An 18,281-nucleotide genomic window follows, 5' to 3' on the forward strand; every position below is an offset into this window, starting at 1 on the left:
CCGTTGGCCGCGGCCCCGGTGTTGGGGACCGGCCGCGGCCCCGACCCCACCCACCGACCCCCGGCGCCCCACCCGCCGGCCCCGGGCGCGCGGGCGGCACGCCCAAACGTTCGTCGCCGGCCCGGGGCCCGGCTCAGCTTGGCCCCCGCCCCGCCGCCCCACCCACGTCGGCGGCACCCGCACCCCCACGTGACCCGCCTCACACCGCGCCGCTCACCTGTGCGTTCCCCGTCACTTCTGCGAGCCCCGCGCCCCCGGGGCTGTACAGGACGCTACGCGCGTAGATATGCTCCCCTGGTGACCATGCCCACCAATGCACTCGCTGACGTGACCGCGTCCGACAGCACACTGCGCCGCTTCCTCCACGGGCTGCCCGGCGTCGACGCCGTCGGTCTCGAAGCGCGCGCCGCGTCCCTCGGAACCCGTTCGATCAAGACGACGGCCAAGGCGTACGCCATCGACCTGGCCATCTCGATGATCGACCTGACGACCCTCGAAGGCGCGGACACCCCGGGCAAGGTCCGGGCGCTCGCCGCCAAGGCCGTCCACCCCGATCCCACCGACCGCACCACGCCGCGCACGGCCGCCGTGTGCGTCTACCCCGACATGGTGGCCACCGCCAAGGCCGGTCTCGCCGGTACGGACGTGAAGGTCGCGTCCGTGGCGACCGCCTTCCCGGCCGGCCGCGCCGCGCTCGACGTGAAGCTCGCGGACACGCGTGACGCCGTCGCCGCCGGGGCGGACGAGATCGACATGGTGATCGACCGCGGCGCGTTCCTCGCGGGCCACTACCTGAAGGTCCACGACGAGATCCGCGCCGTGAAGGAGGCCGCGGGCCCCGCCCGGCTGAAGGTCATCTTCGAGACCGGCGAGCTCTCGACGTACGACAACATCCGCCGCGCCTCCTGGCTCGGCATGATCGCCGGGGCGGACTTCATCAAGACGTCGACCGGCAAGGTCGGCGTCAACGCCACCCCCGCGAACACCCTGCTCATGCTGGAGGCGGTGCGCGACTTCCGCGCCCAGACCGGGGTACAGATCGGGGTGAAGCCCGCGGGCGGCATCCGGACCACCAAGGACGCGCTGAAGTTCCTGGTCCTGGTCAACGAGACCGTCGGCGAGGACTGGCTGGACAACCACTGGTTCCGCTTCGGCGCGTCGAGCCTGCTGAACGACCTCCTCATGCAGCGTCAGAAGCTGGCCACCGGACGCTACTCCGGTCCCGACTACGTGACGGTGGACTGATCACGATGACCAAGTTCGAGTACGCCCCCGCCCCCGAGTCCCGCTCGGTCGTGGACATCGCGCCGTCGTACGGCCTGTTCATCGACGGCGAGTTCACCGACGCCGCGGACGGCAAGGTCTTCAAGACCGTCTCCCCCTCCAGCGAGGAGGTCCTCTCCGAGGTCGCCCAGGCCGGCGCCGAGGACGTGGACCGGGCCGTCCGGGCCGCCAGGAAGGCGTTCGAGAAGTGGTCGGCGCTGCCCGGCTCCGAGCGCGCCAAGTACCTGTTCCGCATCGCGCGGATCATCCAGGAGCGCTCCCGCGAGCTGGCCGTCCTGGAGACGTTGGACAACGGCAAGCCGATCAAGGAGACCCGCGACCACGACCTCCCGCTGGTCGCCGGGCACTTCTTCTACTACGCGGGCTGGGCGGACAAGCTCTCCCACGCCGGCTTCGGCGCCGACCCGCGCCCGCTGGGCGTGGCCGGCCAGGTCATCCCGTGGAACTTCCCGCTGCTGATGCTGGCGTGGAAGATCGCCCCGGCGCTCGCCGCGGGCAACACGGTCGTCCTGAAGCCCGCCGAGACGACGCCGCTGTCCGCGCTGTTCTTCGCGGACGTCTGCCGGCAGGCGGGCCTGCCGAAGGGCGTGGTCAACATCCTCCCCGGCTACGGGGACGCCGGCGCCGCGCTGGTGCAGCACCCGGACGTCGACAAGGTCGCCTTCACCGGGTCGACCGCCGTCGGCAAGGCCATCGCGCGCCAGGTCGCGGGCACCCGCAAGAAGCTCACGCTGGAGCTGGGCGGCAAGGGCGCGAACATCGTCTTCGACGACGCCCCGATCGACCAGGCCGTCGAGGGCATCGTCACGGGCATCTTCTTCAACCAGGGGCAGGTCTGCTGCGCCGGTTCCCGCCTGCTGGTGCAGGAGTCGATCCAGGACGAGCTGCTGGACGCGCTGAAGCGCCGCCTGTCGACGCTGCGCCTGGGCGACCCGCTGGACAAGAACACCGACATCGGCGCGATCAACTCCGCCGACCAGCTGGCCCGCATCACGGCGCTCGCGGACACCGGTGAGGCGGAGGGCGCCGAGCGCTGGTCCGCGCCGTGCGAGCTGCCGTCGACGGGCTACTGGTTCGCGCCGACGCTCTTCACGGGCGTCACGCAGGCGCACACCGTCGCCCGCGACGAGATCTTCGGCCCGGTCCTTTCCGTGCTGACGTTCCGCACGCCGGACGAGGCCGTCGCCAAGGCCAACAACAGCCAGTACGGCCTGTCGGCGGGCGTCTGGACGGAGAAGGGCTCCCGCATGCTCGCGGTCGCCGACCGGCTCCGCGCGGGTGTCGTGTGGGCCAACACGTTCAACAAGCTGGACCCGGCCTCGCCGTTCGGCGGGTACAAGGAGTCGGGCTTCGGCCGCGAAGGCGGCCGCCACGGTCTGGAGGCGTACCTCGATGTCTGAGACGGCGACGCGGCTGAGCGTCTTCAAGACCTACAAGCTGTACGTGGGGGGCAAGTTCCCCCGCAGCGAGAGCGGCCGGGTGTACGAAGTGACCGACGACAAGGGCAAGTGGCTGGCGAACGCGCCGCTCTCCTCCCGCAAGGACGCCCGTGACGCGGTGGTCGCCGCGCGCAAGGCGTTCGGCGGCTGGGCCGGTTCGACGGCGTACCTGCGCGGCCAGATCCTGTACCGGGTCGCCGAGATGATGGAGGGCCGGCGCGGCCAGTTCGTCCGCGAGGTCGCCGACGCCGAGGGCCTGTCGAAGTCGAAGGCGGCGGAGGTCGTCGAGGCCGCGGTGGACCGCTGGGTCTGGTACGCGGGGTGGACGGACAAGATCAGCCAGGTGGTCGGCGGGGCCAACCCGGTCTCGGGGCCGTACTTCAACCTGTCGACGCCCGAGCCGACCGGTGTCGTCGCCGTCCTGGCGCCGCAGGAGTCCTCGCTGCTGGGTCTGGTGTCGGTGCTGGCCCCGGTGATCGCCACGGGCAACACCGCGGTGGTCGTCGCGAGCGAGCGGTCCCCGCTGCCGGCGCTGTCGCTCGCCGAGGTGCTGGCCACGTCGGACGTGCCGGGCGGCGTGGTGAACGTCCTGTCGGGCCGTACGGCGGAGATCGCCGCACCGCTCGCCGCGCACCAGGACGTCAACGCCATCGACCTGACGGGCGCGGACGCGGAGCTGGCCCGTGACCTGGAGGTCGCGGCGGCCGACAACCTCAAGCGCGTGCTGCGTCCACAGGCTGTGGACGGCCGCGCCGACTGGACGGCCGACCCGGGTACGCGTCGGCTGACGGCGTTCCTGGAGACCAAGACGGTCTGGCACCCGACGGGGTCCCTGGGCGCGTCCGGCTCGGCTTACTGAGCCCGGCGCCGCTTCCGTACGGCCACGGCCCCGTCCCCCCTCCGTCCGGGGGGGGGCGGGGCCGGGTGCGTGTGGGGGCGTCGTCCCTGTGCCCGTGCTCTACCCTCCCGCCGCCGGTGGGTGGGGGCGGGGCCGGTTCGTGTAGGGACGTTGTCCGTGCCCGTACGCACCTGCGCGCCGCGGGTGGGTGGGGGCGGGGCCGGTTCGTGTACGGGCGTCGTCCGTGCCCGTACGCACCTGCGCGCCGCGGGTGGGTGGGGTCGGGGCCGCGCCGGGTCACCTCCTCGGGGTCGGCGGCCTCGGCTACGGGAGAAGTCACCCCGGTGACGCCGCCGACCCCTGCGGGGGCGACCCGCCACGGCCCCTCCGACCGCCGTCGGCGGGCGCGGGGGCGTGGGGGTTCAGCCCGGGATGAGGCCGCCGAGCAGCGGGCCGGCCACGGGCAGGCTGGTCGCGTTGGTGACCGAGCCGGTCGCCGACGTCGTCTCGACCGGCCGGAAGTCCGAGACCTGCGTGCCGACGCCGTTGTTCAGCGGGTCCACCCCCGTCCCCGCCAGCGGGTTGACCTTCAGGTTCTTCACCGGGGCCGTCGCGTGCGGGGTCGCGGCCATCACTGACTGAAGGGCCGCCTCGGCGTCCACGTCGTGCAGGTCCGCCGCCTGGGCCGTGCCCGCTGCGGCGCCGAGGGCCGCGCCCAGCGCCGTGACGGCCAGTCCTGCCTTCAGCAAGGGGTTCATGGGGGTTCCTGCCTGGAGGAGGGTGTTCGGTCGGGCACTCACCGTAGTGGAGGTGTGATGCTCGATACCAACGGGTGCCGGGCGGGGTCCCCCTACCGGGGCAATGGTTCACACTGGTGTCCCGTGAGTTCACCATCGATTCCGACCCGCGTCGTGCTGCTCGCGGGCCCCTCCGGCTCCGGCAAGTCGTCGCTCGCCGCCCGCGCCGGTCTCCCCGTGCTCCGGCTCGACGACTTCTACAAGGAAGGCGACGACCCGACGTTGCCCCTCGTCCCCGGCAGCACGGACATCGACTGGGACTCGCCCGGGTCCTGGGACGCGGAGGCGGCCGTGTCCGCCATCGTCGAGCTGTGCGCCACGGGCCGCACCGCGGTCCCGGTGTACGACATCGCCACCAGCTCCCGCGTCTCCCGCGAGGTCCTGGACATCGGGCGCACTCCGCTGTTCGTCGCGGAGGGCATCTTCGCCGCCGACGTGGTGCGGCGCTGCGAGGAACTCGGGGTGCTGGCCGACGCGCTGTGCCTGCGCGGCCGTCCCTCCACGACGTTCCGCCGGCGGCTGCTGCGGGACCTGCGCGAGGGCCGCAAGTCGGTGCCGTTCCTGCTCCGCCGCGGCTGGCGGCTGATGCGCGCCGAGCGGTCCATCGTGGCTCGGCAGACGGAGCTGGGCGCGTACCCCTGCGCCAAGGAGGAGGCCCTGGGGCGGCTGGCCGCCGCGGCGGCCGGCCGCCACCGCGCCCCGCGGGCGCCCGAGCCGGCGTGACACCCGGGGCACACGAGTGCGCCGGACAAGCCCCCCAGCTTGTCCGGCGCAGGTGTTCCCCCCGTTTCCCCCGTTCACGGTCCGTGCTCCCCCCCGGGCCCGGACCGTCCCCCAGCCTTCAGGCCACGAGCTGCCCGAAGGACTCCTCCTGGTCACGGCCGAAGCTGAGGACCTCGTCCTCGCGCAGCCGGCGGAGCGACCGCCAGATGCTCGACTTCACCGTGCCGACGCTGATGTCCAGGATCTGTGCGATCTCCGGATCCGTACGGCCCTCGTAGTAGCGCAGCACCAGCATGGTGCGCTGCAGTTCGGGCAGCCGGGCGAGCGCCTGCCAGAGCACCGCGCGCAGCTCCGTGCCGCGCATCGCGTCCGAGTCGCCGACCGTCTCCGGCAGCTCCTCCGTCGGGTACTCGTTGAGCTTGCGGCGCCGCCAGGCGCTGATGTGCAGGTTGGTCATCGTGCGGCGCAGGTAGCCGCCGACGGCCGCCTTGTCGCTGATGCGGTCCCAGGCGCGGTACGTGGAGAACAGCGCGCTCTGGAGCAGGTCCTCCGCCTCGTGCCGGTCGCCGGTGAGGTGGTAGGCGGTCGCGTACAGGGAGGCGCGGCGCTCCTGGACGTAGGCGGTGAACGCGGCTTCCGCGCTGCCCCGCTTCGTCTGGGGCCGCTCCCCCATGACCTCCCCGTACGCGTTTCCCCCGTCAGACAGGGCGACCATGTAGGGCGCCTTGTGCTGACGCCCGGCGCCGCGAACGCACCCCCGCCCGTTCACGGCGCCGGACTTCTCCGTGCTCCTGGCGACATCGTGGAGACGCGTGACTACTGCGTTCGAGGTGGTGCTGTGCTGCACTGCGTTCATCACGCCCCCCTGTCGTCGTGGAGTCGGCTGATCCGTGTGAAAAAAAGCTTGCCCAGGCCAGTTCATGACGGTGTCCGCCGACTGTCACAGGCGTGTCACAGGGGCCGTCGGGCATACCGGTCCGGTACCGGACGGGCCGTGGGAGCGCTCCGGGTGTCGAACTCGTCTCCCCCCATGGGACAGAATGACGCCGTGCCTTTCCTGTTGCTGATCGAGGACGACGACGCCATCCGCACGGCCCTCGAACTCTCGCTGTCCCGCCAGGGCCACCGCGTGGCCACCGCGGCGACGGGTGAGGACGGCCTGAAGCTGCTGCGCGAGCAGCGGCCCGACCTGATCGTCCTGGACGTGATGCTGCCCGGGATCGACGGCTTCGAGGTCTGCCGCCGGATCCGGCGCACGGACCAGCTGCCGATCATCCTGCTGACCGCGCGCAGCGACGACATCGACGTGGTCGTCGGTCTGGAGTCGGGCGCGGACGACTACGTCGTCAAGCCGGTGCAGGGGCGGGTGCTGGACGCGCGGATCCGTGCCGTGCTGCGCCGCGGCGAGCGGGAGACGACGGACTCGGCGACGTTCGGCTCGCTGGTCATCGACCGGTCGGCGATGACGGTGACGAAGAACGGCGAGGAGCTCCAGCTCACGCCGACGGAGCTGCGGCTGCTGCTGGAGCTGAGCCGCCGCCCGGGGCAGGCGCTGTCGCGGCAGCAGCTGCTGCGGCTGGTGTGGGAGCACGACTACCTCGGCGACTCGCGGCTGGTCGACGCGTGCGTGCAGCGGCTGCGGGCGAAGGTGGAGGACGTGCCGTCCTCGCCGACGCTCATCCGCACCGTGCGCGGTGTCGGCTACCGGCTCGACAGCCCCGCGTGAGCGCGCGTGAGGGACGGGACAGCACGTTGAGCGGTGCCGCGAAGGGCGCGCAGCGGGCGCTGAGCGCGGGCAAGCGCTGGACGAGCCTGCGGGTGCGCCTGATCATCGTGTTCGGTCTGGTGGCGCTGACGGCCGCCGTGTCGGCGTCGGGGATCGCGTACTGGCTGAACCGCGAGGCGGTGCTGAAGCGTACGCAGGACGCGGCGCTCGGGGACTTCAAGCAGGAGATGCAGAACCGGGCGGCGGCGCTGCCGCTGCGACCGACGGAGGAGGAGCTGCGGCGGACGGCCGAGCTGATGGCCGTCGGCGGGGGCGGGTACAGCGTGGTGCTGCTCGGTGAGCGGGACGCGGGGAAGCCCATCGTCGGCGTGTCCGACGCCGACCGGTTCACGTTGAGCGACGTGCCGCACGCGCTGCGGGTCGCCGTGGACGAGGAGCAGGAGCTGACGCCCGGCAACCGGCACTCGTACCACGTGTTCTGGCTGCGGACGACGCTGCGCGGCAAGCCGTACCTGGTGGGCGGGACGCGGATCATCGGCGGCGGGCCGACCGGGTACATGCTGAAGTCGCTGGAGCCGGAGCGGCAGGACCTGAACTCGCTGGGCTGGTCGCTGGGGGTGGCCACGCTGCTGGCCCTGCTCGGGTCGGCGCTGCTGGCGCAGGTGGCGGCGACGACGGTGCTGAAGCCCGTGCACCGGCTGGGCGAGGCGGCGCGGCGGCTCGGCGAGGGGAAGCTCGACACGCGGCTGCGCGTGTCGGGCACCGACGAACTGGCCGAGCTGGCCCGGACGTTCAACAGCGCCGCGGAGAGCCTGCAGAAGAAGGTCGCCGACATGAGCGCGCGGGAGGAGTCCAGCCGCCGGTTCGTGGCCGACATGTCGCACGAGCTGCGCACGCCGATGACCGCGCTGACGGCGGTCACGGAGGTGTTGGAGGAGGAGCAGGACGGCCTCGACCCGATGGTGGCGCCGGCCGTGTCGCTGGTGATCAGCGAGACGCGGCGGCTGAACACCCTGGTGGAGAACCTGATGGAGGTCACGCGGTTCGACGCCGGTACCGCGCGGCTGGTCGTGGACGACGTGGACGTGGCCGACCAGGTGACGGCGTGCATCGACGCGCGGGCGTGGCTGGACGCGGTGGAGCTGGACGCCGAGCGGGGCACCATGGCGCGGCTGGACCCGCGCCGCCTGGACGTGATCCTCGCGAACCTCATCGGCAACGCGCTCAAGCACGGCGGTTCGCCGGTGCGGGTGTCGGTGCGGACGACCGACGACGACCTGGTCGTACAGGTGCGGGACCACGGCCCGGGCATCCCTGAGGAGGTCCTGCCGCACGTCTTCGATCGGTTCTACAAGGCGAGCGCGTCCCGTCCCCGCTCGGAGGGCAGCGGTCTCGGGCTGTCGATCGCCATGGAGAACGCGCTGATCCACGGCGGCGACATCACGGCGGCCAACTCGCCGGACGGGGACGGCGCGGTGTTCACCCTGCGGCTGCCGCTCGACGGTTCGACGGTCGCGGCGGACGACGAGGCCGGGGACGCCGGAGCGGGCACCCCGGCGCGGAGCGGGACGGACGGCGGCAGCGGTGGCGGTCGGGGCCGCCGTGGCGGCGGCCGGGGGAACGGCGGTCCACGGGATGGCGGTCCAGGGGATGGGGGTCAGCGGAGTGGCGAGGGGGATGCGGGTGCCTGAGGCCGGTGGCGGGCGGTGCCGTCCGGGCGGCGCCCGGGGCGCGCGGGCCGGTCGGCGCGGGCCGGTCGGTACGGGCGGGGGCTGGCGCGCGCTCGCCGGCGCGGTCCTGCTGGCGGCGGTGACCGCCGGGTGCGGGATCCGGACGACGTCGGTGCCGGTCGACGCCGGTGGGGCGCCCTCGCGGGTGCCGTGCAGCCTGTCGGAGGCGGCGGCGGGGTCGCGGCCGCCGGACGGCGGGACGACCGCCCGGGTGTACCTGGTCTGCGCGTCGGGCCTGGAGGCCGTGGACCGCACCCTGCCGACCGGGGGCTCGGCGACCGGCGGGGCGGGAGCGGTGGCCGTCGCCCAGGCCCTCCTCGAGGCGATGCGCGAGCGTCCCTCGCAGAGCGAGCGGCAGGCGGGCTTCACCACGTACGTCGAGGAGCCGCTGACCGTGTCGGCCGGCCGGGAGGGCGACCCGCCGGGGGCGCTGCGGCTCAGCCGGCAGCCCGAGGACCTGCCGCCCGCGGCGCTGGCGCAGATCGTGTGCACGTACGCCGGTACCGACGCGACGTCGGTGGGCGGCACCGTGGTGCTGGGCGGGCCGGGGAAGTACCCGGTGCGGCGGTACGTGTGCAACGAGGGCGTGAAGGAGCGGCCGGAGTCCGCCGTGCCGACGCACAGCCCCTGAGCCGGGCCCCGCTCCTGCCGCGGAGGGCGTCCGGCGCGGACGCGGTGGGGGCGGGGGCGGTGCGGCTCCGGCGGGGGCGGGCGTGGCGGACGCGCGGTCGGTGGGGGCGGTGTCGCGCCGGGGGGGGCGGTGTCGTGTCGGGGGGGGGCGGTGTCGTGTCGGGGGGGTCCCGCGCGCCGGTGGGGCGGGTACGGAACCGATCCCGCCGGTCCCCGCGTCTTGGGGGGCGTGCAGCGTCAAGGTTCGGGCGGCAGTGCCGCCCTCCGCTACCGCGTGGCGGGGCTCGTCCTCCTCTTCGTCCATCTGGTGTTCGTGGGGTGGCTGACGCTGCGGCCGCTGGACGTCACGTGGGTGACGGCCGCCAATCTCGAGCCGCTGGCCGGGATCAGGGCCGATCTGGCGCTGGGCCCGGTGGAGGCGGCGCGGCGGCTCGGCGAGTCGCTGCTGCTCCTGGCACCGCTGGGGGTGCTGCTGCCGCTGGCGGACGCGCGCCTCGACGTGGGGCCGTGGGCGTCCCTGGCGCGGACGGTGTCGGCGGGCGCCCTGCTGTCCCTGGGGATCGAGCTGCTGCAGACGGCCGTGCCGGGGCGGGTGGTGGACGTCGACGCGGTGCTCCTCAACGCCGCCGGGGTCGCGCTGGCGCACCTGGCGGTCGTGCCCGCCTGGCGGGCGAGGCTGCGGCGCAGGCTGTACGCGCCCGGCGGCGGGGGCCCGGGCGGTCCGGGGGGCGGGACGCGGGCCGGGGCGCCGCGGGTCGGGACGCGGGCCGGGGCCCGGGTCGGAGCCGGCACCGGGCGCGCGGGGGACGCGGGTCGGGTCGCGGTCGGTGCGGGCGCCGGGAGCCGGGCGGTCGCGGCCGGTGCGGGGGGCTGGTCCTCCGCCGGGAGGAGCCGCCGGCACGGCGGGCCCCTGCGCCGGGAGGACGGCCCCCAGGGGGCGACCCCGAGGATTCCCAGGGTCGGGATCGCCCCGTAGCCTGACGTTTTGTCCCGCGGACGGGGGCAGGCTGGAGTCATCGGGAGCCGACGAGAGGCTTCCGCGACACAGCTCACGAAGGAGCCCACCATGGCCGCACTGACCCGCCCCCGTGACGGACGCGTGATCGGCGGAGTGTGCGCGGCGCTGGCACGGCGCTTCGGCACCTCCGCGACGACGATGCGCGTGATCTTCCTGGTGTCCTGTCTGCTCCCGGGCCCGCAGTTCCTGCTGTACCTGGCGCTGTGGATGCTGCTGCCGGTGGAGCGGGCCGCGAAGCCGGCCTGGTAGCCCCGGCGGGCCGGGACGCCCCCGCGTACGGCGGTGGGCGCGCACCCCCTCGGGTGCGCGCCCACCGCCTCGTCGTGCGTCGCGGGCTCAGAGGCCGCCGGCCCCCGGGAGGGCGCCGCCGACCGGGAGGCCGCCGAGCAGCCCGATCACCGGGTCGGCCGGGGTGTCGACCGGGATGGGGGGCGCGGCGCTGATGACGGTGTCCAGGGCGCCCTGCGTGACGGCGGCGGTCTCCCCCGCGCCGCCGGGCAGCTGCGAGACCGTCTCGGCGACGGGGACCGCAGAGGTGACGGTCCGCAGGACCGGGGCGGTGGGGACGGAGGTGAGCGCGGAGGCGCTGCCGGCGGCGGAAGCGGCGAAGGCGGCGCCGAGGGCGGCGACACCGAGGGTCTTGGCAGCGGACTGCTTCATCGGTTTTCGTCCTTGGGGTGGTTCGGGGGGGTGGGAGCGGCTCTGCAACGTAGCCACGGCCGCCGGGCCCCGCAAACACCGCGCGGTGGGCCGTTCGGCGGCGCCCGTACCGCCCGCTCCGGCGCGGACCGGCGCGGCGTCAGGCGTCCCGGCCGGGAGAGTCGCTGGTGGCGCCGGTCGCCCCGAACAGCCAAGCGGATCTGAGCGCGGCGTAGCCCGGCTTGATCACATCGTTGATCATTGCCAGTCGTTCATCGAAAGGGATGAACGCCGACTTCATGGCGTTGACCGTGAACCACTGCACGTCGTCGAGCGTGTAGCCGAACGCCTCGGTCAGGTGCGCGAACTCGCGGCTCAGCGTGGTGCCCGACATCAGCCGGTTGTCGGTGTTGACCGTGGCCCGGAAGTGCAGGCGGCGCAGCAGGCCGATGGGGTGCTCCGCGTACGACGCCGCCGCGCCGGTCTGGAGGTTGGAGGTGGGGCACATCTCCAGGGGGACGCGCTTGTCCCGCACGTACGCGGCGAGGCGGCCCAGCGAGACGGTGCCGTCGTCGGCGACCTCGATGTCGTCGATGATGCGCACGCCGTGGCCGAGGCGGTCCGCGCCGCACCACTGGAGGGCCTGCCAGATGGAGGGCAGGCCGAACGCCTCGCCGGCGTGGATGGTGAAGTGGTTGTTCTCGCGCTTCAGGTACTCGAAGGCGTCGAGGTGCCGGGTGGGCGGGAAGCCCGCCTCCGCGCCGGCGATGTCGAAGCCGACGACGCCGGAGTCCCGGTGGGCGTTGGCCAGTTCGGCGATCTCCAGGGAGCGCGCCGCGTGCCGCATCGCGGTGAGGAGGGCGCCGACGCGGATGCGGTGGCCGTTCGCGCGGGCGCGGCGCTCCCCCTCGCGGAAGCCCTCGTTGACGGCGGCGACGACCTCGTCCAGGGTGAGGCCGGCGTCCAGGTGCTGCTCGGGCGCGTAGCGCACCTCGGCGTAGACGACGCCGTCCTCGGCGAGGTCCTCGGCGCACTCGGCGGCGACGCGGACGAGGGCGTCGCGGGTCTGCATGACGGCGCAGGTGTGCGCGAACGTCTCCAGGTACCGCTCCAGCGAACCGGAGTCGGCGGCCTCGCGGAACCAGGTGCCGAGCCGCCCGGGGTCGGTCTCCGGCAGCCCGGCGTAGCCGCTGTCGCGGGCCAGGTCGACGACCGTGCCGGGCCGCAGGCCCCCGTCGAGGTGGTCGTGGAGGAGGACCTTCGGCGCGCGGCGGAGCTGGTCCACGGTCGGGGTGGTGAGGCTCTGGCTCGTCATCCCGGCACTGTAGTCCCTACGCGCGTAGAAGGAACCGTGACGGCGCGGACCGGCCGCGGGGCCTGACGGGGGCGGCGGGCCCGAGGGGCGGAAGGCGGGTCGCGGGCGGGGCGGGAGCGGGTGGGCGCACGCTTCCCGGAGGGGCAGCCGATACGGAACGGTGACCGCGTGTACGGGTGGCGTACACCTCCTCTTCTGAGACTGTTCTGCCATGGCACACCACGCACTCGTAGGCCCGGGCACCACCCGGGAAGCGCGCCTCGGGCGGGCGGTCGGGGGTTCGGCGACGGTGGCGGTCGGCGGGGTGGTGCTGCTGCTGCCCGACGGCTGCCCCGAGTCGGACCGCCGGGCCTCGCCGCTGCACCGCGCCGCGCTGGCGCCGCTGGCCCGCCGGCTCGTGCGAGCGGGCCGCGACGACGGGTTGGCCGTGCACGTGGTGCGGTACGGATGCCGCGGCTGGAACGGCTCCGACGAGCGGCTCGCCGTCGACGCGCGGTGGGCGGTCGCCGAGGTGGTGCGCCGCCACGGCGACGTGCCCGTCTGCCTCGTCGGCCACGGGATGGGCGGCCGCGCGGCGCTGCGGGCGGCGGGGTCGGCGGCCGTGGCCGCCGTGCTGGCGCTCGCGCCGTGGCTGCCGGAGGAGGACGTGGCCGCCGAGCCGGAGCCGGTCAGGCAGTTGGTGGGCCGTCAGGTGATGGTCGTCCACGGGACGAACGACGCGGTGGCGCACCCGGACCACTCGTACCGGCTGGCGGTGCGGGCGAAGAAGGCGAACCGGGCGACGTGCCGGTTCGAGGTCCACTCCGACGGGCACGCGCTGCGCCAGCACCACGGCGAGATCCTGGCCCTGGCCGAGGACTTCGTCCTGGGCTCGCTCTTCGGGCGGCCCTACTCGCGCCCGGTGGTGGACGCCTTCGCCGCCCCGCCCCCGCTGGGCCTGCGCATGCCGCTGGCGGCGGGCTTCGGCCGGTCCCTGCGGCACTGAACGCCCCGGCGGGCGGCGCCTCCGCGGGCCGGCGGTGGCCGGCGCCTCCGTGGGCCGGTCGGGCGGCGCCTCCGTGGGGGGCAGGGGGGGGCGTCCGCGGGCCGGGGGGGCGTCCGTGGGGCCGGGTGGACTTCCGTGGCGGTGGGTCAGTCCCGGTCGGTCCTGCGGCGCGGGTCGGGCTCGCCGCCCGCGATGGTGTCGGCGTACTCGGCCGGGTCGAGGGTCCCCTCCCGGTCGGGTGAGATGCCGGGGCTGCCGCCGGGCTGTCCGCCGCCGGTGGTGCCGTAGCCGCCCGGCACGCCGGGGACGCTGTCGGCGTCCGCGCGCTCCCGGTCGATGTGGCGGGTGGCGCGGACCCCGGCACGGCGCTCGGGGTACGGGTAGCTGAACGGCTGCGACGCCGCCCGCTCCTCCTCGGCCCTGCGGGCCGCCTCCGCGGCCTCGGCCTGGCGGTCGGCGCGCTGGTCGGCGGCGTGCTCGGGGCGGTTCTCGTCCTTGTTCGTCATGCCCACCGGGTACCCGTCCCCGGCCACCCGATGCCCGTGGGCCCCTCGCGTACCGGTGGTCGGCCGAGCCCCCGCCCGCGCCCCGCCCGCCGGAGCCCCGCACGCGCCCCCCCGCTCCGTGCTCCGCTCAGTGCTCCGCCTCGCCGAGGAGCTTGCCGCGGCGGGACAGCAGGAAGCGCTTGAACGCCTCCACCGGCGGGGTGTCCGGGCGGCCCGCCTGCCAGGCGACGCCGATCTCGCGGGCCGCGCGCGGCGCCGTCACCGTCAGCTCGACGACCCCCGGGCGCCGTACGGCCGGTGGCGGGAGCAGCGCGACGCCGAGCCCCGCGGCGACGAGGCCCCGCAGGGTCTCCGCCTCCTCGCCCTCGAACGCCACGCGCGGCCGGAACCCGGCCTCGGCGCACAGGTCGTCGGTGATGCGGCGCAGCCCGTAGCCCGGTTCGAGCGTCACGAACGCCTCGTCGGCCGCCTCCGCGAGGCGGACGCGCTTGCGGCCGGCCAGCCGGTGGTCGTCCGGCACGACGAGCCGCAGCCGCTGCTCGTCCAGGCGCCGGGCGACCAGGTCGGGGGCGTCCGGCACCGGGGAGGTCAGGCACAGGTCGAGCTCGCCGGCGCGCAGCCGTTCCAGCATCGCCTCGCCGTAGTTCTGCACCAGGGTGAAGCGGACCTTCGGGTGGTCGACGCGGAACGCCCGCAGCAGGCCCGGTACGGTCTCGGAGCCCATCGTGTGCAGGAAGCCGAACGCGACGCGCCCCGCGGTCGGGTCGACGTCCGCGCGCACGGCCTCCGCCGCCCGCTCCACCTCGCCGAGGGCCCGTTCCACGGAGATGAGGAACGTACGGCCCGCCGGGGTCAGGGACAGCGCCCGGCCCCGGCGCGCGAAGAGGGTCACACCGAGGTCCTCCTCCAGCCGCGCCATGGCGCGCGACAGCGTCGACTGGGGCACCCCCGTCTCCCGCGCCGCGCGCGTCACGTGCTCGTGGCGGGCGACCGCCGCGAAGTACGCCAGGCGAGGGGCGAGCAGCAGGCCCATTTCTTCTTCGTTACTGTTCAGTGACAGCCGACCCTGTGGCCTGTACTCATGCACCATGGGAACGATTAAAGCCGTTCCGTGCATTGGACGCATGAACGGCCCCCTCCGTACGGTCGTGGCATGTCTCCCGCCAGTACCGAGGCGTCCACGGCCCCCGTGGACGCCGACACGCGCCTCTCCCCCGGACGACCCGGCCACCGCCGCATGAGCCTCGCCCTCTTCGCCGCCGGCGTCGCGACGTTCGCCCTCCTCTACTCGACGCAGGCCCTGCTGCCCGCCGTCTCCGCCGACTTCGGGGTCTCCGCGTCGGCCGCCAGCTGGACCGTCTCCGCCGCGACGGGCGCGCTCGCCCTGTGCGTCCTGCCGCTCAGCGCGCTGTCGGAGCGCTTCGGGCGGCGGGCGCTGATGACGGGCTCCCTCGCGGTGGCCTCGGTCGTGGGGCTGCTCGTGCCGTTCGCGCCCGGCCTGGAGTGGCTGGTCGCGCTGCGGGCCGTGCAGGGCGCGGCCCTGGCCGGGGTGCCGGCGTCGGCGATGGCGTACCTGGCGGAGGAGGTGCGGCCGAAGGCGCTGGTGGGTGCGATCGGGCTGTTCGTCGCGGGGAACAGCGTCGGCGGGATGAGCGGGCGGATCGTGACCGGTTGGGCCGCGCAGCTGTGGGGCTGGCGGGCCGGGCTCGCCGCCGTCGGCGTACTGGCGGTCGGGTGCGCGGTGGCGTACCGGCTGCTGCTGCCCCGGGCCCGCCACTTCCGGCCCGGCACGCTCGACCCGCGCGCCCTGGCCCGCACGGTGCGCACCCACCTGTCGGACCCGCTGCTGCTGCGGCTGTACGCGATCGGCGGGCTGTTCATGACCGTGTTCGGCGCGGTGTACACGGTCATCGGCTACCGGCTGGTGGAGGCGCCCTTCTCGCTGCCGCAGGGCGTCGTCGGCTCGGTGTTCCTGGTGTACCTGGTGGGCACGGCCTCCTCGGCCGCGGCCGGACGGCTCGTCGGCCGCATGGGGCGGCGCGGGGCGCTGTACCTGGCCGTCGCCACGACGGCGGCCGGTCTGCTGCTGTCGCTGTCCGCGTCGCTGGCGGCCGTCCTCGGCGGGCTGGTGCTGATCACGGCCGGGTTCTTCGCGGGGCACGCCGTCGCCTCGTCCTCGGTGAGCCGCGCGGCGACCACCGGGCGCGCCCAGGCGTCGGCCCTGTACCAGTCGGCGTACTACCTGGGCAGCAGCCTCGGCGGCACCCTCGGCGCGGTCGCCTACCACCGGGGCGGCTGGGGCGGCACGGTGCTGCTGGGGCTGGTCGCGGTCCTCGGCGTCGTCTCCCTGACCCTGTACGGCACGCACCGGGCGCGGGTGGCGGCGCGGCGCGTCGGCCCCCGGCCGGCGCCGGAGCGGAGCGTGCTCGTCGCGGCCGGCGGGTCGCGCTGACGCGTCGCGCGGGCGGGTCCGGCCGACGGCTCGGTCACGGGAACGTATCGCGCGTGTTTTCGGTACAACCGCGAGGCGGCCACGCGCGTCCTACGGGTACGACAACCTCACCAGAGGCAAGGGGAGTGGGCCATGGGGGCCAAGGGCGGGGCATGGCGGCGGCGCACCGGAGTGGTGCTCGGCGCGACCGGGCTCGTCGTACCGCTGGCGCTGACCGTGGGCGCGGGTTCCGCGCATGCGGCGACGGCGTGCACGGCGGGGACGGGGCCGTACCAGAAGCAGGTGGAGAAGTTCCTCGGCAGGACCGTCGACGGCAAGCAGTCGACGGGCGACTGCCAGGCGATCCGCTCGTTCCAGCAGACGCACGGCATCACGCCGTCCGCCGGCTACGCGGGGCAGCTGACCTGGCGGACCATGGACACGATGCTCCAGCAGCGGGCCGCGGGGAAGACGCCGAACAAGGCGGGCAAGTGCCCGGTCAACAAGGGCCGTATCGCCTGCGTCGACCTGACCAGGCAGCTCAGCTGGGTCCAGGACGGGTCGAAGCTCGTGTACGGGCCGGTTCCGGTCCGCACCGGCCGCGACGGCGCCGAGACGCGCACCGGGGCGAAGAGGATCTACCAGCGCACGCTCAACCACTGGTCGACGATCTACAAGGTGTGGATGCCGTACTCGCAGTTCTTCGACGGCGGGCAGGCGTTCCACTCCACCACCAAGTCGATGTGGAACCCGCCGGGTTCCGGGGGCTGCGTCAACATGCGCCCGAACGACGCGAAGGCATACTGGAACCTGCTGAAGAACGGTGACGACGTGTTCGTGTACGGGCGCAAGCCCGGCACGTGAACGCGCGACCCGACCCCCGTTGTCAGTGCCCTCCGGTAGCTTCCGGAGGGACGGCGACGACAGCGGCGCGACAGGGGTGGACGCGATGGCGGATGTGGCGGCTCCGGAGGAGACGGCCCGGCTGGAGGAGTACCGGACGGAGCTGACCGGCTACTGCTACCGGATGCTCGGTTCGGCCTTCGAGGCCGAGGACGCCGTGCAGGACACGATGGTCCGCGCGTGGCGGAGCCTCGACCGGTTCGAGGGCCGCTCGTCGCTGCGCTCCTGGCTGTACCGCATCGCGACGAACGTCTGCCTCGACGCGCTCAACGCGGGCAACCGCCGGGCCCGCCCCATGGACCTGACGGCGGCCACGCCCGTCGCCCAGGCCCAGCTGACCGCCCGCCCCGAGGTCACCTGGCTGGAGCCGGTGCCCGACGGGCGGGTGCTCCCCCAGACCGCCGACCCGGCGGAGGCGGCGCTCGCCCGCGAGTCCGTGCGCCTGGCGTTCGTCGCGGCGCTCCAGCACCTGCCGGCGAAGCAGCGGGCGGTGCTCATCCTGCGCGAGGTGCTGGCCTGGAAGGCGAGCGAGGTCGCGGAGCTGCTGGACACCTCGGTCGCCTCGGTGAACAGCGCGCTCCAGCGCGCGCGGGCCACCCTCGCCGCCTCCGACCCGGCGCGGACGGACGCGGCGGACCCGCTCGACGAGGAGCAGCGCGGCCTGCTCGACCGGTACGTGGCGGCGTTCGAGTCGTACGACATGGCGGCGTTGACGGCGCTGCTCCACGAGGACGCGACGCTCTCCATGCCGCCCTACGACCTGTGGCTGCGCGGCCACGACGACATCGTGGGCTGGATGCTCGGCGTGGGCGAGGTGTGCCGGGGCTCGCGCCTGGTTCCGGTGGTGGCCAACGGCACGCCGGCGTTCGCCCACTACCACCCGGACCCGGAGGGCGGGTTCAGCCCGTGGGCGCTCATGGTCATCGAGATCGTGGACGGGAAGGTCTCGGGGATCACGTCGTTCCTGGACGTGCGGCGCTGGTTCCCCCTGTTCGACCTGCCGGGCCGGCTGGAGGGCTGAGGAGGCCGGCCAGACCGACCAGCTCCAGCAGCGCCCGGAGGGCGGGCTGTGCGTTGCGTACGGTCATCCGGCGGCCCAGGCGCCGGGCGGTCAGATGCAGCCGGGCCAGCGCGTCGACGGTGGCGAGGTCCGGCCGGGTGACGCCGCCGACGTCGCAGATGACGTCGCCGCCGGCGGCCGTGCCCTCGCGCAGCAGCGCGCTCAGCTCCTGGCAGAGGCGCGGGACGTCGGCCGGCTCGACGGGGCCGGCAACGCGGAAGAGTGTCGGATCGGTGGCGTCCACACGGGGGAAGACC

General features: G+C 74.6%; 19 protein-coding genes and 1 pseudogene. 13 read left to right on the forward strand and 7 right to left on the reverse strand.

Features of this window, described 5'->3' with window-relative positions:
- Positions 1 to 303: 303 nt before the first annotated feature.
- The 3 genes from deoC to LPA54_RS20200 are packed head-to-tail and all read left to right on the forward strand — an operon-like array spanning position 304 to position 3,582.
- A complete protein-coding gene (gene deoC, locus LPA54_RS20190) occupies positions 304 to 1,245 on the forward strand; it encodes a deoxyribose-phosphate aldolase (protein ID WP_228979989.1) in 942 nt (313 codons plus the stop codon).
- 5 nt (positions 1,246 to 1,250) lie between these two features.
- Complete coding sequence (locus LPA54_RS20195; protein WP_228979789.1) at positions 1,251 to 2,684, forward strand: aldehyde dehydrogenase family protein; 1,434 nt, start codon at positions 1,251 to 1,253, stop codon at positions 2,682 to 2,684.
- Positions 2,677 to 3,582: an aldehyde dehydrogenase family protein gene (locus LPA54_RS20200; RefSeq protein WP_228979790.1), complete on the forward strand. Its 906-nt coding sequence runs from the start codon at positions 2,677 to 2,679 to the stop codon at positions 3,580 to 3,582. Before LPA54_RS20195 ends, LPA54_RS20200 begins: the two co-directional genes overlap by 8 nt.
- A gap of 401 nt (positions 3,583 to 3,983) precedes the next feature.
- Here LPA54_RS20200 and LPA54_RS20205 read toward each other — a convergent pair whose 3' ends face one another.
- Positions 3,984 to 4,319 carry a hypothetical protein gene (locus LPA54_RS20205; RefSeq protein WP_228979791.1) on the reverse strand — a complete coding sequence of 112 codons (336 nt, stop codon included), beginning with the start codon at positions 4,317 to 4,319 and terminating at the stop codon, positions 3,984 to 3,986.
- A gap of 57 nt (positions 4,320 to 4,376) precedes the next feature.
- On the opposite strand from LPA54_RS20205, the gene LPA54_RS20210 reads away from it, so the two are divergent.
- Positions 4,377 to 5,081, forward strand: a complete 705-nt coding sequence (locus LPA54_RS20210) for a uridine kinase (protein ID WP_228979793.1) — start codon at positions 4,377 to 4,379, stop codon at positions 5,079 to 5,081.
- A gap of 118 nt (positions 5,082 to 5,199) precedes the next feature.
- Here the strand turns inward: LPA54_RS20210 and LPA54_RS20215 are convergent, their stop codons facing one another.
- Positions 5,200 to 5,937, reverse strand: coding sequence for a SigE family RNA polymerase sigma factor (locus LPA54_RS20215; RefSeq protein WP_228979794.1), 738 nt, complete (start codon positions 5,935 to 5,937; stop codon positions 5,200 to 5,202).
- A 192-nt stretch (positions 5,938 to 6,129) separates the two neighbouring features.
- Here LPA54_RS20215 and afsQ1 point away from each other — a divergent pair, with 192 nt between their 5' ends.
- The 5 genes and pseudogenes from afsQ1 to LPA54_RS20240 all read left to right on the forward strand — a co-directional run bounded on the left by afsQ1 (position 6,130) and on the right by LPA54_RS20240 (position 10,434).
- Entirely contained in the window at positions 6,130 to 6,807 is a 678-nt protein-coding gene (gene afsQ1 / locus LPA54_RS20220) for a two-component system response regulator AfsQ1 (RefSeq protein WP_198549299.1), read from the forward strand.
- Positions 6,808 to 6,833: 26 nt separating this feature from the next.
- Complete coding sequence (locus tag LPA54_RS20225) at positions 6,834 to 8,498, forward strand: HAMP domain-containing sensor histidine kinase (protein ID WP_228979796.1); 1,665 nt, start codon at positions 6,834 to 6,836, stop codon at positions 8,496 to 8,498.
- Positions 8,485 to 9,168 (forward strand): hypothetical protein, encoded by a 684-nt coding sequence (locus tag LPA54_RS20230; protein WP_228979798.1) that lies wholly within the window; start codon positions 8,485 to 8,487, stop codon positions 9,166 to 9,168. The genes LPA54_RS20225 and LPA54_RS20230 overlap by 14 nt, the downstream gene beginning before the upstream one ends.
- A gap of 228 nt (positions 9,169 to 9,396) precedes the next feature.
- A pseudogene (locus tag LPA54_RS20235) lies at positions 9,397 to 9,855 on the forward strand (VanZ family protein); the annotation flags it as partial.
- Between the two features lie 378 nt (positions 9,856 to 10,233).
- Positions 10,234 to 10,434 (forward strand): PspC domain-containing protein, encoded by a 201-nt coding sequence (locus tag LPA54_RS20240; RefSeq protein ID WP_228979800.1) that lies wholly within the window; start codon positions 10,234 to 10,236, stop codon positions 10,432 to 10,434.
- 87 nt (positions 10,435 to 10,521) lie between these two features.
- On the opposite strand, the gene LPA54_RS20245 is transcribed toward LPA54_RS20240, so the two are convergent.
- Positions 10,522 to 10,845 (reverse strand): ATP-binding protein, encoded by a 324-nt coding sequence (locus tag LPA54_RS20245; protein WP_228979802.1) that lies wholly within the window; start codon positions 10,843 to 10,845, stop codon positions 10,522 to 10,524.
- Between the two features lie 139 nt (positions 10,846 to 10,984).
- Positions 10,985 to 12,139, reverse strand: coding sequence for an adenosine deaminase (locus LPA54_RS20250; protein WP_228979803.1), 1,155 nt, complete (start codon positions 12,137 to 12,139; stop codon positions 10,985 to 10,987).
- Between the two features lie 211 nt (positions 12,140 to 12,350).
- Here LPA54_RS20250 and LPA54_RS20255 point away from each other — a divergent pair, with 211 nt between their 5' ends.
- A complete protein-coding gene (locus tag LPA54_RS20255; protein WP_228979805.1) occupies positions 12,351 to 13,124 on the forward strand; it encodes an alpha/beta hydrolase in 774 nt (257 codons plus the stop codon).
- Between the two features lie 146 nt (positions 13,125 to 13,270).
- On the opposite strand, the gene LPA54_RS20260 is transcribed toward LPA54_RS20255, so the two are convergent.
- Together LPA54_RS20260 and LPA54_RS20265 are read right to left on the reverse strand one after the other, a co-directional pair.
- Complete coding sequence (locus LPA54_RS20260) at positions 13,271 to 13,630, reverse strand: hypothetical protein (protein WP_228979806.1); 360 nt, start codon at positions 13,628 to 13,630, stop codon at positions 13,271 to 13,273.
- A gap of 127 nt (positions 13,631 to 13,757) precedes the next feature.
- Positions 13,758 to 14,663, reverse strand: a complete 906-nt coding sequence (locus LPA54_RS20265) for a LysR family transcriptional regulator (RefSeq protein ID WP_228979807.1) — start codon at positions 14,661 to 14,663, stop codon at positions 13,758 to 13,760.
- 120 nt (positions 14,664 to 14,783) lie between these two features.
- On the opposite strand from LPA54_RS20265, the gene LPA54_RS20270 reads away from it, so the two are divergent.
- The 3 genes from LPA54_RS20270 (at position 14,784) to LPA54_RS20280 (ending at position 17,985) form a co-directional block, all read left to right on the forward strand.
- The gene (locus tag LPA54_RS20270; protein WP_228979808.1) at positions 14,784 to 16,082 is read left to right on the forward strand and encodes an MFS transporter; all 1,299 of its coding nucleotides are present in this window, start codon (positions 14,784 to 14,786) and stop codon (positions 16,080 to 16,082) included.
- A gap of 132 nt (positions 16,083 to 16,214) precedes the next feature.
- Positions 16,215 to 16,925: a L,D-transpeptidase gene (locus tag LPA54_RS20275; protein WP_228979809.1), complete on the forward strand. Its 711-nt coding sequence runs from the start codon at positions 16,215 to 16,217 to the stop codon at positions 16,923 to 16,925.
- Between the two features lie 85 nt (positions 16,926 to 17,010).
- The gene (locus LPA54_RS20280) at positions 17,011 to 17,985 is read left to right on the forward strand and encodes a sigma-70 family RNA polymerase sigma factor (protein WP_228979810.1); all 975 of its coding nucleotides are present in this window, start codon (positions 17,011 to 17,013) and stop codon (positions 17,983 to 17,985) included.
- On the opposite strand, the gene LPA54_RS20285 is transcribed toward LPA54_RS20280, so the two are convergent.
- Positions 17,918 to 18,268, reverse strand: coding sequence for an STAS domain-containing protein (locus LPA54_RS20285; protein ID WP_228979812.1), 351 nt, complete (start codon positions 18,266 to 18,268; stop codon positions 17,918 to 17,920). The two genes, LPA54_RS20280 and LPA54_RS20285, sit on opposite strands and share 68 nt — an antisense overlap.
- Positions 18,269 to 18,281: the final 13 nt, after the last annotated feature.

This window comes from Streptomyces sp. DH12 (genome assembly GCF_020873895.1).
GTDB lineage: Bacteria > Actinomycetota > Actinomycetes > Streptomycetales > Streptomycetaceae > Streptomyces.

Coding starts and splice junctions, on each gene's coding strand:
- deoC (WP_228979989.1), top strand. CDS start 304: ATGCCCACCAATGCACTCGCTGACGTGACCGCGTCCGACAGCACACTG.
- LPA54_RS20195 (WP_228979789.1), top strand. CDS start 1,251: ATGACCAAGTTCGAGTACGCCCCCGCCCCCGAGTCCCGCTCGGTCGTG.
- LPA54_RS20200 (WP_228979790.1), top strand. CDS start 2,677: ATGTCTGAGACGGCGACGCGGCTGAGCGTCTTCAAGACCTACAAGCTG.
- LPA54_RS20205 (WP_228979791.1), bottom strand. CDS start 4,319: ATGAACCCCTTGCTGAAGGCAGGACTGGCCGTCACGGCGCTGGGCGCG.
- LPA54_RS20210 (WP_228979793.1), top strand. CDS start 4,377: ATGCTCGATACCAACGGGTGCCGGGCGGGGTCCCCCTACCGGGGCAAT.
- LPA54_RS20215 (WP_228979794.1), bottom strand. CDS start 5,937: ATGAACGCAGTGCAGCACAGCACCACCTCGAACGCAGTAGTCACGCGT.
- LPA54_RS20230 (WP_228979798.1), top strand. CDS start 8,485: ATGCGGGTGCCTGAGGCCGGTGGCGGGCGGTGCCGTCCGGGCGGCGCC.
- LPA54_RS20240 (WP_228979800.1), top strand. CDS start 10,234: ATGGCCGCACTGACCCGCCCCCGTGACGGACGCGTGATCGGCGGAGTG.
- LPA54_RS20245 (WP_228979802.1), bottom strand. CDS start 10,845: ATGAAGCAGTCCGCTGCCAAGACCCTCGGTGTCGCCGCCCTCGGCGCC.
- LPA54_RS20250 (WP_228979803.1), bottom strand. CDS start 12,139: ATGACGAGCCAGAGCCTCACCACCCCGACCGTGGACCAGCTCCGCCGC.
- LPA54_RS20255 (WP_228979805.1), top strand. CDS start 12,351: ATGGCACACCACGCACTCGTAGGCCCGGGCACCACCCGGGAAGCGCGC.
- LPA54_RS20260 (WP_228979806.1), bottom strand. CDS start 13,630: ATGACGAACAAGGACGAGAACCGCCCCGAGCACGCCGCCGACCAGCGC.
- LPA54_RS20265 (WP_228979807.1), bottom strand. CDS start 14,663: ATGGGCCTGCTGCTCGCCCCTCGCCTGGCGTACTTCGCGGCGGTCGCC.
- LPA54_RS20270 (WP_228979808.1), top strand. CDS start 14,784: ATGTCTCCCGCCAGTACCGAGGCGTCCACGGCCCCCGTGGACGCCGAC.
- LPA54_RS20275 (WP_228979809.1), top strand. CDS start 16,215: ATGGGGGCCAAGGGCGGGGCATGGCGGCGGCGCACCGGAGTGGTGCTC.
- LPA54_RS20280 (WP_228979810.1), top strand. CDS start 17,011: ATGGCGGATGTGGCGGCTCCGGAGGAGACGGCCCGGCTGGAGGAGTAC.